Genomic DNA, 14,242 nt, shown 5'->3' with positions numbered 1-14,242 from the left:
CTGATTCTCGTACAGCAGTGGTATATGACCCATCCATGGCTAAACCTCACGTTGCGGACCGCACGCCGGTATCACAGGGTCAAGGTGTGAGCGCAATTCCGCCCGCCCCTGTCACCGAGCGCGCCGGGGGCGCAGCCCCTCGCGTCCGCCTGCCCTTGCCGAACCGGCTCATGCCCGGTGCCGCCCAGGCCCTCGCCCTGTTCGCCGCCATCCGTCTAGCCGGGATCGGCGCGATCGCCCTGGCGAACCACCTCGCCGGTCAACCGCTGTTCAAGGGCTTGGCTCATTCGTGGGATTCACGCTGGTACCTGCACATCGCCGAGTACGGCTACGGCACCCACGTCCATGTCATCGCCGCCACCGGTGCCGTCCAGCGGGACTGGGCGTTCTTCCCGCTCTACCCGGGACTCATCCGGGCCCTGTCCACCGTCCTCCTGCTCTCCCCGGGCGCCGCCGCCTTGTTGGTCGCGTGGAGTGCCGCCGGAGCGGCCGCGTACGGCATCTACGCGATCGGCCGTCATCTGTACGGACGAGCGGTCGGAACCGCGCTCGTCGGCGTCTGGGCGGCACTGCCGTGCTCCGTCGTCCTCGGGATCGCCTATACGGAGTCCCTGCTCACCGCGCTGGCCGCCTGGTCCTTGTACGCCGTCCTGACGGGCCGGTGGCTGTGGGCGGGCACCCTGGCCGCGCTTGCGGGCCTGTCCCGGCCCACCGGGTTCGCGGTGGCCGCCGCGGTGGGTGTGGTGGCGGTGCAGGAGATCGTCAAGCGGCGCGGCCGGGTTCCGCTCGGATTGTGGATCGGCGCCGCGATCGCCCCGCTCGGCTGGGTGGGCTTCGTGCTGTGGGTCGGGGACCACACGGGCGACCTGTTCGGCGGCTACTTCACGGTGCAGCGGGCCTGGGACTCCCGCTTCGACTTCGGCCTCGGTTCGCTGCGCTTCGTCAAGGCGCTGTTGCTGCACGGCGGCCGGGTCACCTACCCGCTGGCGCTGATCGTCGTCGCCGCGGCCGTACTGCTGTTCTGTCTGCTGTGCGTCGAGCGGGTCCCCCTGGCGCTGGTCGTGTACGCGGGCACGCTCCTGCTGATCACGGTCGGCGGATCCGGCCCGTTCGCGTCGAAGCCGCGCTTCCTGCTGCCTGCCTTCCCCCTTCTGATCCCTCTGGCGCTCGCCTTCGCCCGGAGCTGGAGAGTCCGGCCCAGGAACGCCGTGCTGCCCGGTGCCGCCCTCGTCATGGTCTCCGTGGTCTACGGCACCTACCTCGTGACGGCCGGCCACACACCGCTGTGAACGGGGAGCCGCCACACCACCGGCATGCAGGGCCGCGACCGTAGCGGTCAACGGGCCCGGTGCGCGGGGGCAGGAGTGCGGCACCCGGTCCTGACGGCCCCGCTGAGGCGGTACGGGCCTGTCCCGCCTCAGCGGTTCGGGTCGGCGTTGCAGATGTCCGCGAGCGCCGAATCGGGTTCCTCCATGGCGGCGAGGTCGCCCAGGCTGACGATGCCGACCGGGCAGCCGCCGCTCTCGACCACCGGGAGCCTGCGCACCGCGTACCTGCTCATCAACTCGGCCGCATGGTCGGTGGTGTCCTCGGGGGTCAGGGTCACCACGGGCGGACGGGTGCACACGGCCCCCACGGTCGTGGAGTGCGGATCGCGGTCCTCGGCGATCGTCCGGATCACGATGTCCCGGTCGGTGAGCACCCCGAACAGATCGCTGTCGTAGGTCACGAGGACGTCGCCGACATCCTGGTCCCGCATCAGGTGGGCCGCCCGCGCCACGGAGGTCATCGGCTCGACGGCGACCGCGCCCCGGGACATCACGTCACGTATCTGCCTGGTCATGGGAACCTCCCGGATCGTCTCGTCGGAGTACGTGCCCCGCCCTGCCCTCCGTCCGCCTGGGGGTCGGAAGCGGCGCGCCAGCCGCTCCAGCGGCGGACGGCGACCGCGATCACTGGTCCGTCGGGCGGGTTGTCCCGGTACTGCGGGTACTTCCGGACCAGATGTGCCAGGGCGGCCCGGTACTCGTCGCGGTCCTCCTGGGCTGTCGCCTCGGGCCGCACGGTGCGGGCGTCCCCGTCCGCTCGCACCCACCACAGCCGGTCCCAGTCCTCGTCGTACGCGTCCGCCAGCAGGCACACGGCCGGGCGGGCCGCGATATTGCTCAGCCGCCGCAGCCGCTGGGAGCTCTTCGGTTTCCGGTCGACGGCCATGACGATCCCGTCGTCACCGTGGTGGGCGAACACCACCGGTACGAGGTGGGGGCGCCCCACGGGGTCCACCGTCGCCAGCCGCGCGACGCGGGCTCCGGCGAACCGCCGCCGCGCCTCATCCTCTGCCATCCGCGGCACTCCCGTTCCTCCTCCCGGATCGGTGGCGCCGTCGATATACCCGCTCCGTCCTGTGTCGTCGTCCGGCGCTCGCGGGTACCCGACGTCCGGCTCTTTACACCGTCTCACCCTCTGTCCGGGGCGTCTCCCGCAGAGCCGGGCCAGGCACCCCGGCAGGTCGGCCCGGGGCGGGGCGGAGCACACCGAAAGGGCGCATCCGTGTGCGGCGGGCTGTCCCATGGACCCCGTGCCCGCCTCCATGACAGCCGCCGGACCGCCCGGCCCGCGGACCGACCAGGCAAGGAGGCCGCCGTGGAGTTCGACGTGACCGTGGAGATCCCCGAATGGCCACGAACTGCACCGCCTGCGCCTGGACCGCATGCTGTTCACCTCCACCAGGTACCCCCGCCGACTACGACTGCATCGACCACACGCTCGGCGGCGACGGTGACCCTCCTTCACACTCCGTGCGGGGGACCCCCAGACGCACTTGTCCTGGTCGGCGACCCCGCCTTTCCCGGCTGTGTGATCGAGTGCCGCGCCGTCGGCATGTTCGTGATGAGGGACGAGAAGGGCCCCGACGAGAAGGTCCTCTGCGTCCCGGCGCACGACCCGCGCTACGCGGCCGTGCAGGACATCGACGACGTCCCGCTGTTCGACCAAAGGGAGATCACCCACTTCTTCGAGGTCTACATGGACCTGGAGCCGGGCAAGTCGGTCGAGGGGTCCCACTGGGAAGGACGCGACCATGCCTATGCGGAAATCGACGCGTCCCGCCGGCGCGCCGCCAAGAGCCGAGGCGTGCACGGTCCCGAGTGACGACGGCCGATCGCAGCTCCCGTGCCTGGGCGTTCACCTTCTTCCGCCTGACTGCGGGCACACCTGGGACGGCGTCTTCCGGGTCACGTTGTTCGCCGACCCGGCCGCGCCCCTCCCGAACGAGGCGGGCATCAGCCGTTGATCACCTGCGCGGTGGCGGGCCCGGGACGCCCGGCGACTTCGCCGTGACGGCACCCGCGTCCGCGTGTTCGAGGCGTTCGCCTCTCAGCGACCGGCGCCCTGACGGCCGCGCGGAAGCACCGTGACGCGACGGAAGTTGCAGGCCGCGGGCGGGTTTCCGGCCGGAGGCGTCTGGTGCGCCTTGAGCGCCACGCTGACCAGGCTCAGCAGCAGATCCACGTCGGCGTCGCAGTCCAGGTGCACCGTCACCCATCGTGAACCGGGCACCATGCGGATGGCGGTCGAATCAGCGAGGTCGCCGTGGATGCGCTCGATGGCACGATTGGTGAGATGCAGGTCCGCCTCGTGGTCGGTATGGAAATGGACGATCTCGCTGTACTGGGAGCGGAGCGCCCGCCCGACGCCGCAACTGGCCGGACCTGCCGTGAGGTCGGGCCAGGCGTCGAGTCTTTCCAGGGCGCGCTGGGCCAGAGTCATGTACCCATCGTCGTCCCCTTACCGCTTCGACACCAGAGGTTGAGGGTTCCGTAACCGGGACGTGAGGTTGACTGCCCGAAAACGAACCCCCCTTCGATCGACGCGCGGGAGCGTTCCTCACACACGCAGCCGGTACGGCAGCATGCACACCACCACATCGGTGCGGGCCCGCAGAACGGTGGCGAGCAGCAGGCCACGCTGGTTCTGGAGGATCTCGTAGCGGCGGTGACGGGGTTCCACCTCGGGGATCAGGACGGCGATCTGCCGTCCGTCCTGGGCGACGCGCTGCACGTAGTCGACGATCGGCTGGACCAGGGAGCGGTGCGGGCTGTCGATGACGTCGAGGCGTACGCCCGGATTCCAGCGGTCCCATGCCTCCTGCAGGGCGCGGGTCTTGTCCGGGTCCCCGTGGACGGCCACCGCGACCACCTCGTCGCCCAGGGCGAGGGCGGCGGCGATGGCGTGCCGGGCGAGCTTGCTCACCTCGCCGAGCGGGACGATCACCAGGCTCTCGGTCCGCCGGTCCGGGGGATCCGGGATGCGGCCGAGCCCCAGTTCCTCCCCGACGGCCGTGTAGTAGCGCTCGATGCGGTTGAACAGCAGCATCATCAGCGGTACCGCGATGACGACCACCCAGGCGCCCTCCAGGAACTTCGTGGTGAGGAGGATGACACCGGCCAGCGTGGTGAGCAGTGCGCCGGTGCCGTTGATGAACGCGCGGCGCAGCCATCCATCGGGTTGCTCGGTCGCCCAGTGCCGTACGAGACCGGCCTGGCTGAGGGTGAACCCGATGAACACGCCGATCGCGAAAAGCGGGATCAGCCGGTGGGTGTCGGCGTCGACGGCGATGAGCAGCACGGCGGCCAGCAGGGCCAGGGCCAGCACACCGTAGCGGTAGACCGGCCGTTCGGTCCGCAGCCCGAACAGGTGTGGCAGGCGGTGGTCGCGGGCGAGCAGGCTCATGAGCACCGGCAGTCCGCCGAAACTGGTGTTCGCGGCGAGCAGCAGCACCAGGGTGACGATGAGATTGGTGGCGTAGTAGGCCCAACCGGTGCCGTAGGCGCCGGCGGCGAGCTGGGCGAGGACGGTGACCTGCCCGCGCGGGGCGACGTGGTCGCGGCGGATGAGCACGGCGAGGCCGATGAGCATCAGCCCGAGCAGCGCGCCGAGCATGAGTTCCGTGCGCTGGGCGCGTTTGACCCGGGGGGTGCGGAAGGTCGGTACGGCGTTGGCGATGGCCTCCACGCCCGTGAGGGCCGAACAGCCGGACGAGAACGCCTTGAGGATCAGCAGCAATCCCAGTGACTCGTGCGCGGGGAAGGACTGCTGGGTGCCGACGAGGGCCACCGGATGGGAACGGAGCAGACCGAGGAGGACGATGCCGAGGATGGCCACGATGAACAGCACGGTGGGCAGCATCAGCACGCGGGCGCTCTCGGCGACGCCGCGCAGGTTCACGCCCGTGAGCAGGACGAGCCCGATGAGACAGATGACGAGCTTGTCGTGGGCGAGAGCCGGGAACGCGGACGCCAGGGCGTCGGCGCCCGCGGTGAGGCTGACGGCGACGGTGAGCACGTAGTCGACGACCAGACTGGCCGCCGCGAGCAGGCTGGTGGTCCTGCCCAGGTCCTTCTTGGCGACCGCGTAGGCGCCTCCGCCATCCGGGTGCACCGCGATGACCTGACCGTACGACACCACCAGTGCGGCGAGCAGGAAGGTGATCGCGAGTGTGATGGGCAGCGTGGCGTTGAGCGCTCCGGTCCCGGCGGCGACCAGGGCGAGCACGATCGCCTCGGGACCGTACGCCACCGAGCTCAACGCGTCCAGGGAGAGCGCGGCCAGGCCCTCCAGGCTTGTCAGATGGTGCTTCTCGCCCTCGCCCGGACGCAGGGGGACTCTCGGTCTCAGCTCTCGACGTGCCAGGCCATACGCCATCGGGACCTCACCACGGCCGGTCGGACGGTCCCCAACAGTGTCCGCTGCGGTGCCTTCGGGCGCGTCCCGGCAGATGCGACCGGGCGGGCCAGTGGTGAGGAGCACTGGCCCGCCCGGGATTCACGAATTCCTAGAGCAGCCCCTCCGCCAGCGACCCCAGCGAGAGGGCCGGCAGGAAGTTGAGCAGCGCCAGGATCAGGGCGGCTCCGGTGGCCAGGGCGACGAAGTTGACGCCGCGGGCCTGGAGGGTGCCGACGGTGACCACACCCGGCTGCTGGCGGGCCAGCCGGCCGGCCAGGGCGAGCAGGAACACGATCGGCACATAGCGCCCGATCAGCATGGCCGCGGTCATCAGCAGGTTGTGGAAGTCGGTGGCGCCGTTGAAGCCCGCCATCGCGCTGCCGTTGCTGTTGACGTTGGACGTGTAGGCGTACACCAGCTCGGTCAGACCGTGCGGCCCGGGGTTGCCCATGGACGACTGGCCGTCGCCCAGCGCCACGGCGAGCGCGGAGAAGCCCAGGACAGCCGTAGGCGCGACCAGCGCGTACAGGACGACGTAGCGCATCTCGGGGAATCCGATCCGCTTGCGCAGGTACTCGGGCGTCCGACCGACCATCAGACCGCCGATGAACACGGCGATCATCACGGCCACAATGAGGCCGTACAGACCGCTGCCGGTGCCGCCGGGGGCGATCTCGCCAAGCATCATCGCCGACAGCAGCACCCCTCCGCCGAGGCTGGAGAAGCTGTCGTACGAGGAGTTGGCCGCGCCGTCCGCCGACCCGGTGGCCGCCACACCGAAGAGCGTCGAACCGGGAACCCCGACACGGGTCTCGGTCCCCTCGTACTGCCCGCCGACCGCCGCCGTCACGGTGCCGGTGTGGGCGCTCTGCGCGAGGCTGCCGGCCGCCAGCAGCAGGCCGAAGAGGATGCCGACGACCGCGAGCAGCGTCCAGCCCTGCCGCAGCGAGCCGATCATCCGGCCGTAGGTGCGGATGAAGGCGGTCGGGATCAGCAGCATCAGCACGATCTCGATGGCGTTGGTGTACGCCGACGGGTTCTCGAAGGGGTGCGCGCTGTTGACGTTGAAGACGCCGCCGCCGTCGCCCGACATCAGCTTCAGTGGCTCCCAGGAGCCGACCGGGCCGCCGAGCAGGGTCTGCTGGCCGCCCGCGACCGTGGTGACGGTGTGTGCGCCGCCCAGGTTCTGCGGGACACCCAGGGCGATCAGGATGATGCCGAAGACGATCGACAGGGGCAGGATGATCCGGAAGATCGTACGGAGCAGGTCCACCCAGAAGTTGCCCAGCTGATGGGTGTCCCGGCGCACCAGGCCCCGGATGAGGGCGAGCGCGGCGCAGATGCCGACGGCGGCGGAGGCGAAGGCCTGGACGCCCAGGCCCGCCATCACCGCGAGGTGGCCGGTGGTGGACTCACCCGCGTAGTTCTGCCAGCTGGTGTTGGTGGTGAAGCTGACCGCGGTGTGCAGGGCGAGCCGCCACGGCATGCCCTCGTGGCCGGTGGACCAGGGCAGCTTGCCCTGGAGGGTGAACAGGGCGAAGAGCGCCGCGATGCTCACCAGGCTGAAGGCAAGCAGCGCGAACAGGTAGTGACGCCAGTCCTGCTCACGGTCCGGGTCGATGCCGCTCACCTTGTAGAGGGCGCGCTCCACGCGTTTGTGTGGACCGCCGTCGAGGGCCTTCGCCATGTAGTCGCCGAGCGGCACGTGCAGTGCGACGACGACCGCGAGGATGAGGGTGGCCTGGAGCCAGGCGTACATGTTCAGGCCCCCTTCACGGGATGTGTGCGGTCGAGGGCCGCGTTCAACTGGACGACGTTCACGGCCGGTTCACCGAGGAATCCGAACCCGCGCTCGGTCGTGAAGCGGTCGATCAGCGTGCGCAGGGCCGCCTCGCTCAGTCCGCGTTCGCGGGCGACGCGCGGTGTCTGGAGCCGGGCGTAGGCGGGGCTGATCTGCGGGTCCAGTCCACTGCCGCTCGCGGTGACCGCGTCGGCCGGGACCTCGGGGTGCGCGGGCGCGTCACCGCGGATCGGCGTGACCACGGCCTTGGCGTAGTCCTCCCCCGGCTTGGCGCACTCGACCGTCACGGCCTCGTAGGTGGCGACGAACGGCTTGGCGGGGCACGCCTGGTCGAGGCTGACCACACGGGTGGCCTTGCCGGTCGTGCCGCCGTCGCGGAAGACGCCGAGCACGGCGCCGACGCCGTCGGCCGTGCAGTACGGCCGGGAGCCGTCGACGTGCTCCAGCTCGCCCACCGCCTTGCTGCGGGAACAGACCTGGGTGAGCAGGCTCTGCTTGCCGGAGTCCGGCTGTCCCTTCACCGGCAGGACGTCGACGGTCGACTCGGGGCCGAGGTTGCCGGCCGCCGAGGCCGAGGCGTCGTATCCGGTACCGGCGTTGGAGGGCCGGGACTGGAAGTAGTACGGGATCGGGTTGCCCTTCGCGTCGAGGAAGGACTGCCCGATCAGCTCGCTGCCGGCCTGCTTTCCGCCGGCACCGGTGAGCGGGGAGCCCTGCGCAGCCTGGCGCAGCCCCGGGATCTGGGCGATCGCGGTCATGCCCAGGGGGTAGGCGAGCCCCACGAGCAGGGTGAGCACGATGGCCACCCGGATCGCCGCCACGTGGTGGCCGACCCAGGCGGGCATCCTGGAGAGGAAGGTCATGGTCAGATCCCGGGGATGAACTGGACGACGGCGACGTCGATGAACTTGATCGCGAGGAAGGGCAGGATCAGACCGCCCATGCCGTAGATCCACAGGTTGCGGGTGAGCAGGGAGTCCGCGCTGCTGGGCCGGTAGCGCACTCCGCGCAGGGCCAGCGGGATCAGCGCGACGATGATCACGGCGTTGAAGATGACCGCGGACAGGATCGCGGACGTCGGCGAGTGGAGCCGCATGATGTTGACCGCGTTGAGCGCCGGGTAGACCCCGCCGAACATCGCCGGGAGGATCGCGAAGTACTTGGCGATGTCGTTGGCGATCGAGAACGCGGTCAACGCGCCCCGGGTGATGAGGAGCTGCTTGCCGATCTCGACGATGTCGATGATCTTCGTGGGGTCGGAGTCAAGGTCGACCATGTTGCCGGCCTCCTTGGCGGCCGACGTGCCCGTGTTCATCGCCACGCCGACGTCGGCCTGCGCGAGTGCGGGCGCGTCGTTGGTGCCGTCACCGGTCATCGCGATCAGGTGACCGCCCGCCTGCTCCTTCTTGATGAGCGCGAGCTTGTCCTCGGGCGTAGCCTCGGCGAGGAAGTCGTCGACGCCCGCCTCGTCCGCGATGGCCTTGGCGGTGACCGGGTTGTCTCCCGTGACCATGACCGTGCGGATGCCCATCCGGCGCAGTTCGGCGAAGCGTTCCCTCAGGCCGGGCTTGACCACGTCCTTGAGGTGGATGACACCGAGCAGCCGGGCCGGGCCGTCGCCGGCCTGCTCGGCGACCGCGAGCGGGGTGCCGCCGGAGGCGGAGACCTGCTTCACGCAGACGTCCAGGGCCTCCGATGCGGTGCCACCGTTCTCCTGCACCCACGCCGTGACCGCGGACGCCGCGCCCTTGCGCAGCCGCCGCGCTTCCGGCCTGAAGGCTCCCCCGGGCAGGTCCACCCCGGACATCCGGGTGGTGGCGCTGAAGGGCACCCATACGGCGTCCCCGGGCACGGACGGCTCCAGACCGAACTTCTCGCGCACGTACTCGACGATCGAGCGGCCCTCGGGTGTCTTGTCGGCGAGGCTGGACAACGCGCTGGCCTCCGCGATCCGACGACCCGTCACGGAGTCGATCGGGAGCAGCGCGCTCGCACGGCGGTTGCCGTAGGTGATGGTGCCGGTCTTGTCGAGCAGCAGTGTGTTGACGTCGCCCGCGGCCTCCACCGCGCGCCCCGACATGGCGAGCACATTGCGCTGCACCAGCCGGTCCATGCCCGCGATACCGATGGCGGACAGCAGGCCGCCGATGGTCGTGGGGATCAGACAGACGAGCAGCGAGACCAGGACGATGCCGGTGACGCCGTCGGCGTTGATCGCCTGCGTGTCGTGCGCGGCGGCCATGAAGTTCTTGGAGAAGATCGCCATCGGCTGGAGCGTGAGGACCGTCACCAGGAAGACGAACGTCATCATGACCAGCAGCAGGTTGAGCGCGAGCTCGTTGGGCGTCTTCTGCCGGTTGGCGCCCTCGACCAGGGAGATCATCCGGTCCAGGAAGGACGCGCCGGGCTCCTGGGTGATGCGGACGACGATCCGGTCCGAGAGCACACGCGTGCCGCCGGTGACGGCCGAGCGGTCGCCGCCCGACTCGCGGATGACTGGCGCGGACTCGCCGGTGATGGCCGACTCGTCGATGCTGGCGACGCCTTCGATGACGTCGCCGTCGCCGGGGATGAGCTCCCCTGCCTCGACGACCACGACATCACCGCGCCGCAACTCGCCCGCGGCGACGCTCTCCTCCATGTACGAGCCCTGGGCGGCGCCGGGCTGCCAGCCCACCACCCGCCGGGCGACGGTCTGGCGGCGCATCCCACGCAGGGTGTCGGCCTGGGCGCGTCCGCGGCTCTCGGCGACGGCCTCGGCGAGGTTCGCGAAGATCACGGTGAGCCACAGCCAGGCGGTGATCAGCCAGCCGAACCCTGACGGGTGCGCGATGGCCAGGCCCGTCGTCAGGGCCGCACCGATCTCGGTGACGAACATGACCGGGTTGCGGGACAGGCTCACCGGGTTGAGCTTGCGCAGAGCGGCGGGCAGGGCCTGCCACAGCTGCTTGGGGTCGAGCAGACCGGCGCCGATCCGGCGCGACGGACCAGTGGCGCGAGGTGGTGCGGCGTTTGCGGCTTTCTCCCGCACGGGAGCAGGCGCGGTCATCAGAAGCGCTCCGGCTTGATCAGGGCCACTACCAGGTAGGCCAGCAGGGCGATCGCGACGATCAGCCCCACGATGTTCTCGGCCGTCACAAAGACCTCACACGTAGTACTCGACAAGAGGATTGGGTCACCTCCGGGCGAGGGCCGGGCCGTCGACTCGCCCGGAGGTGGTTCTGAGAGACGGCGGGCTAGAGCCCGACGTCCCGGCTGCGGATGTCGTCCAGCGACTCGCGACGGACCAGGAGGCGCGCCTGACCGTCGCGGACGGCGACCAGTGGCGGCCGGCCGACCATGTTGTAGCCGGAGGCCATCGACAGGTGGTAGGCGCCTGCGACCGGGACGGCCAGCAGGTCGCCCGGGTGGATGTCGTCGGGCAGTTCGACGTCCGAGGCGAGCACGTCGCCCGCCTCGCAGTGGCGGCCCACCACGGTCACCGAGGCCGTGGGCGCGGTGCTGTGCCGGCCCACGAGCCGGGGCGCGTAGCGCACGCCGTACAGCGCGGGCCGCGGGTTGTCGCTCATGCCGCCGTCCACCGCCACGAACGTGTGGGCGCCGGTGCGTTTGACGGCCAGCACGTGGTACAGGGCGACGCCCGCCGGACCCGCGATGGCGCGGCCCGGTTCGATGATGAGGCGGGGCACCGGAAGCCCTGCCGCGGCGCAGGCCTCGGTCAGTTCCGCGCGAACCTTGCGGGCCAGCGTGGTGAGGTCCAGGGCCTCCTCACCGGGGCGGTAGGCGATACCGTGCCCGCCGCCCAGATCGAGCTCCGGAAGCACCACTCCGTGCTGCTCGTGCAGCCGGGCCATGAGTCCGACCATGCGGCGCACCGCGAGCAGATACGGCTTGACACTGGTGATCTGCGATCCCAGGTGGCAGTGCAGACCGGTGAGTTCGAGCTGCGGCTGGTCGAGTATCCGGGCGATGGCGTGCTGGGCGTAGCCGTCGGCGATGGACAGCCCGAACTTCTGGTCGTCCGTGCCGGTACGGATCTTGTCGTGACCGCCGGCGCTGATGCCGGGCACCACGCGGACCATCACCTTCTGGCGTCCGCCGGGGCCCACGGCCGCGGCCAGCCGCGCGATCTCCGACGGGCTGTCGATGACGATGCGCCCGACGCCGAGGCGCAGCGCGGTCTCCAGATCACGCGGGGACTTCGCGTTGCCGTGCAGCACGATCCGCTCGGGCGGAAAGCCCGTGGTGACGGCGAGTTCCAGCTCTCCGGCCGAGCACACGTCGAGGCCGAGGCCCTCCTCGTCCATCCAGTGGACCATGGCTCGGCACATGAACGCCTTGGCCGCGTACAGGACTTCGGCGTCCGGGAAGGCGTGCCGGTAGGTACGGCAGCGGTCGCGCACCTCGGCCTCGTCAAGGACGTAGACCGGGGTGCCGAAGCGGTCCGCCACCTCGGCCAGGGGTACTCCGCCCACCGCGAGGTCCCCGCGGTGCTGCTCGGTCGTCGAGGCGGGCCACACCGACAGCTCGCCGGTGGTGGTGACGGTGGGTTCGTGGACGGTGGTCATCTTGCCTACCTCTTTCAGCCGATCCACAACGCCAGGGCCGAGACGAACGCGGCGGCCCCGGTCACTCGCAGCACCCCGACGGCCTGCGGATCCCAAGTACTTGTGCGCGAGCGGCGCACGGGCGGCTTCTCCGGAACGCGGGGCAGGTCACCGGTGCGGGTCGGCGCGGGAGCCGGCGCCGAGAACTGGGGGTCCACCGTGACGGTGGAGACGCCGAGCGGTGCGGCCAGCGCGCGCAGCGCGGGCTCGGCCAGCCTGATCCAGGCCTGGTCGGGGCCGAGCGTCGCGGTCAGACGCTCCTCGGAGGTGAAGCCGACGGCCGTACGCTCGCCGAGGGGGGTGCGGAAGAGACGGGCCGCACAGCCCGACGAACCCGGCCGGACCGGTACGAACAATGGTCCGGCCGGGAACCGATCAGAAGGCTCCGGGTCGTCGCCGCACAGGATGTCTGCCATGGGATGCCTCCTGGAGGATCCGATGTGAGTCACGAGATGGGGGGTGTGCCCCGAACGCGAGGAGGCGACCGGGGCGTGTCGCTGACGCTATGCCCGGTCCCCTGGAGGTCCGGATGTCTCATGACGCGATGCTGACGGCGATCGGGGCGACGCTGACGCAATGCTGATACGAGGTCCGGTCGGACTTGGGAATGCCCGTCAGAGGAGCGCCAAGAAAGGGTGCACTGGCTGTTGGCAGGCTCCCCAGCAGGGATGAGATGAAGGCAGCCCCCTTCGAAGGGCTGCCCACGGAACACCCCGCGGGCGCGTGCGAAGAAACGGTGGAGTCATGTCCGATACCGGCGCCCCCTCGACCGCTGCCCGGGTTCTGGTGGGAGTGAGCGGCTCGCTGGGCAGTCTCACCGCCCTGCGCCGGGCCGCCGCGGAGGCACGGTGCCAAGGCGCCGAGCTGTGGCCGGTGCTGGCCTGGGAGCCGCCCGGAGGGGACATGGCCGCCCGTCGCGGCCCCGGCGCGACCGTGATGGTCGAGGCATGGCAGGACCTGGCCCGGCAGAGGCTGCTCAGCGCCCTCGATGACGTCTTCGGCGACGCAGGACCCGGCGTCGCGATGCGAGCCCTGGTCGCGCGGGGCGCCCCCGGCGTGGCGCTGGTGGAGATCGCCGATCGCGAGAGTGACGTGCTCGTCGTCGGTGCCGGACGCCGCAGCCTCTGGCACCGGGCGTGCTCGCGCTCTGTGAGCCACTACTGCCTGGCCCACGCCACGTGCCCGGTCTTCGCGGTGCCGCCCTCGCCTCTGGAGGCCGAACTCATGGTGGCGCACCGCCGCAACGTCCTGGGACTCGGCCTCGACACCGGCCGTCTGGAAAGTGAGGCGTCCCGGGTGGCGCCGGGCCGTTCCGGGCTGTCGGACGCCTGAGCCCTTCCGCCGGCCCGTGCTCGGTGTGAAGCCCCTCATGCCCCACCACGCGTTCACCGGAGCGTACCTGCGAGGTATGCCGGTCCTTCGTACCGTGCGAGAAGACGACAGGAGCCATGAACGATTCGGCCACTCCACCGGCTTCCGGGCGTCCCCGGGTGGTTGTCGGCGTGAGCGGTTCGCCGGGCAGCATCGCCGCGCTGCGCCGGGCGGCCCGGGAGGCACAGCGCACGGACGCCGAACTGTGGGCGCTGGCCGCTTGGGACGTGCCCGGTGGCGACGTCACGGCAGGGCGCTCCTCCGCCCCGCCTCTGCTGGTCGAACAGCGTGAGCGGCGCGCCATCGTGGAGTTGCTCGACGTGGTCGACCGGCTCTTCGGTGACGGCGGTCCGGGGGTGCCCGTCCATCTCGCGGTCGGCCGGGGTCCGGCCGGCCGCGTTCTGGTCGAGACCGCCGACCGGGAGGACGACCTCCTGGTCGTCGGAGCCGGGCGGCGAGGCCGCCTGCGTCGTCTCTTCTCCCGCTCCGTGAGCCGCTACTGCGTCGACCACGCCGTCTGCCCCGTCCTCGCGGTACCGCCGTCCGCGCTCGAAGCCGTGCTGGCCGCGACACGCCGCAGAAGGATCTGGCGACTGCGCCTGGACGTCGGACGGCTGAAGCGGGAGAACGCGCCCGGGGCGTAGCCCGCGGCGCACTGGCGGCATGTCATCGGCCGACGACCCGGTCGGCGGGTGGTCGGTCGATGAGATGCCGCCGTGGTCACAACTCGCCCCGGTGG

The 14,242-nt window shown here is 70.8% G+C and carries 13 protein-coding genes and 1 pseudogene; 4 read left to right on the top strand and 10 right to left on the bottom strand.

Annotated elements, in window-relative coordinates; genetic code table 11:
- Nucleotides 1-86: 86 nt before the first annotated feature.
- Entirely contained in the window at nt 87-1,289 is a 1,203-nt protein-coding gene (locus tag ACWDA7_RS24745) for a hypothetical protein (protein WP_450606387.1), read from the top strand.
- A gap of 128 nt (nt 1,290-1,417) precedes the next feature.
- Here the strand turns inward: ACWDA7_RS24745 and ACWDA7_RS24740 are convergent, their stop codons facing one another.
- Together ACWDA7_RS24740 and ACWDA7_RS24735 are read right to left on the bottom strand one after the other, a co-directional pair.
- On the bottom strand, nt 1,418-1,843 hold the full coding sequence (locus tag ACWDA7_RS24740) for a CBS domain-containing protein (protein ID WP_450606386.1): 426 nt from the start codon (nt 1,841-1,843) through the stop codon (nt 1,418-1,420).
- Nucleotides 1,840-2,352, bottom strand: coding sequence for a TIGR03668 family PPOX class F420-dependent oxidoreductase (locus ACWDA7_RS24735; protein WP_450606385.1), 513 nt, complete (start codon nt 2,350-2,352; stop codon nt 1,840-1,842). Before ACWDA7_RS24735 ends, ACWDA7_RS24740 begins: the two co-directional genes overlap by 4 nt.
- A gap of 291 nt (nt 2,353-2,643) precedes the next feature.
- Between ACWDA7_RS24735 and ACWDA7_RS24730 the strand changes: the two are divergent.
- Nucleotides 2,644-3,150 (top strand): annotated as a pseudogene (locus ACWDA7_RS24730) (inorganic diphosphatase).
- A gap of 225 nt (nt 3,151-3,375) precedes the next feature.
- On the opposite strand, the gene ACWDA7_RS24725 reads toward ACWDA7_RS24730, so the two are convergent.
- The 8 genes from ACWDA7_RS24725 to ACWDA7_RS24690 form a co-directional block, all read right to left on the bottom strand.
- A complete protein-coding gene (locus tag ACWDA7_RS24725; protein WP_450606384.1) occupies nt 3,376-3,768 on the bottom strand; it encodes a luciferase domain-containing protein in 393 nt (130 codons plus the stop codon).
- 117 nt (nt 3,769-3,885) lie between these two features.
- Nucleotides 3,886-5,703, bottom strand: coding sequence for an APC family permease (locus tag ACWDA7_RS24720; RefSeq protein ID WP_450606383.1), 1,818 nt, complete (start codon nt 5,701-5,703; stop codon nt 3,886-3,888).
- 130 nt (nt 5,704-5,833) lie between these two features.
- A complete protein-coding gene (kdpA, locus tag ACWDA7_RS24715; protein WP_450606382.1) occupies nt 5,834-7,483 on the bottom strand; it encodes a potassium-transporting ATPase subunit KdpA in 1,650 nt (549 codons plus the stop codon).
- 2 nt (nt 7,484-7,485) lie between these two features.
- Nucleotides 7,486-8,388 carry a potassium-transporting ATPase subunit C gene (locus tag ACWDA7_RS24710; protein ID WP_450606381.1) on the bottom strand — a complete coding sequence of 301 codons (903 nt, stop codon included), beginning with the start codon at nt 8,386-8,388 and terminating at the stop codon, nt 7,486-7,488.
- A 2-nt stretch (nt 8,389-8,390) separates the two neighbouring features.
- Complete coding sequence (gene kdpB, locus ACWDA7_RS24705) at nt 8,391-10,574, bottom strand: potassium-transporting ATPase subunit KdpB (protein WP_450606380.1); 2,184 nt, start codon at nt 10,572-10,574, stop codon at nt 8,391-8,393.
- Nucleotides 10,574-10,663: a K(+)-transporting ATPase subunit F gene (gene kdpF, locus ACWDA7_RS24700; protein WP_059129256.1), complete on the bottom strand. Its 90-nt coding sequence runs from the start codon at nt 10,661-10,663 to the stop codon at nt 10,574-10,576. The genes kdpB and kdpF overlap by 1 nt, the downstream gene beginning before the upstream one ends.
- A gap of 98 nt (nt 10,664-10,761) precedes the next feature.
- Nucleotides 10,762-12,093: a diaminopimelate decarboxylase gene (lysA, locus tag ACWDA7_RS24695; RefSeq protein WP_361004436.1), complete on the bottom strand. Its 1,332-nt coding sequence runs from the start codon at nt 12,091-12,093 to the stop codon at nt 10,762-10,764.
- Nucleotides 12,094-12,107: 14 nt separating this feature from the next.
- Nucleotides 12,108-12,548, bottom strand: a complete 441-nt coding sequence (locus ACWDA7_RS24690) for an SAV_915 family protein (RefSeq protein ID WP_359410527.1) — start codon at nt 12,546-12,548, stop codon at nt 12,108-12,110.
- A 328-nt stretch (nt 12,549-12,876) separates the two neighbouring features.
- Here ACWDA7_RS24690 and ACWDA7_RS24685 point away from each other — a divergent pair, with 328 nt between their 5' ends.
- Nucleotides 12,877-13,464, top strand: a complete 588-nt coding sequence (locus ACWDA7_RS24685) for a universal stress protein (protein ID WP_450606379.1) — start codon at nt 12,877-12,879, stop codon at nt 13,462-13,464.
- 116 nt (nt 13,465-13,580) lie between these two features.
- Nucleotides 13,581-14,147: a universal stress protein gene (locus ACWDA7_RS24680; protein WP_450606378.1), complete on the top strand. Its 567-nt coding sequence runs from the start codon at nt 13,581-13,583 to the stop codon at nt 14,145-14,147.
- Nucleotides 14,148-14,242: the final 95 nt, after the last annotated feature.

The sequence above is a fragment of the Streptomyces sp. NPDC001156 genome (assembly GCF_053598275.1).
The sequence above is the reverse complement of the archived record's forward strand: the minus strand, read 5'-3'. Positions and strand labels throughout refer to the sequence as shown.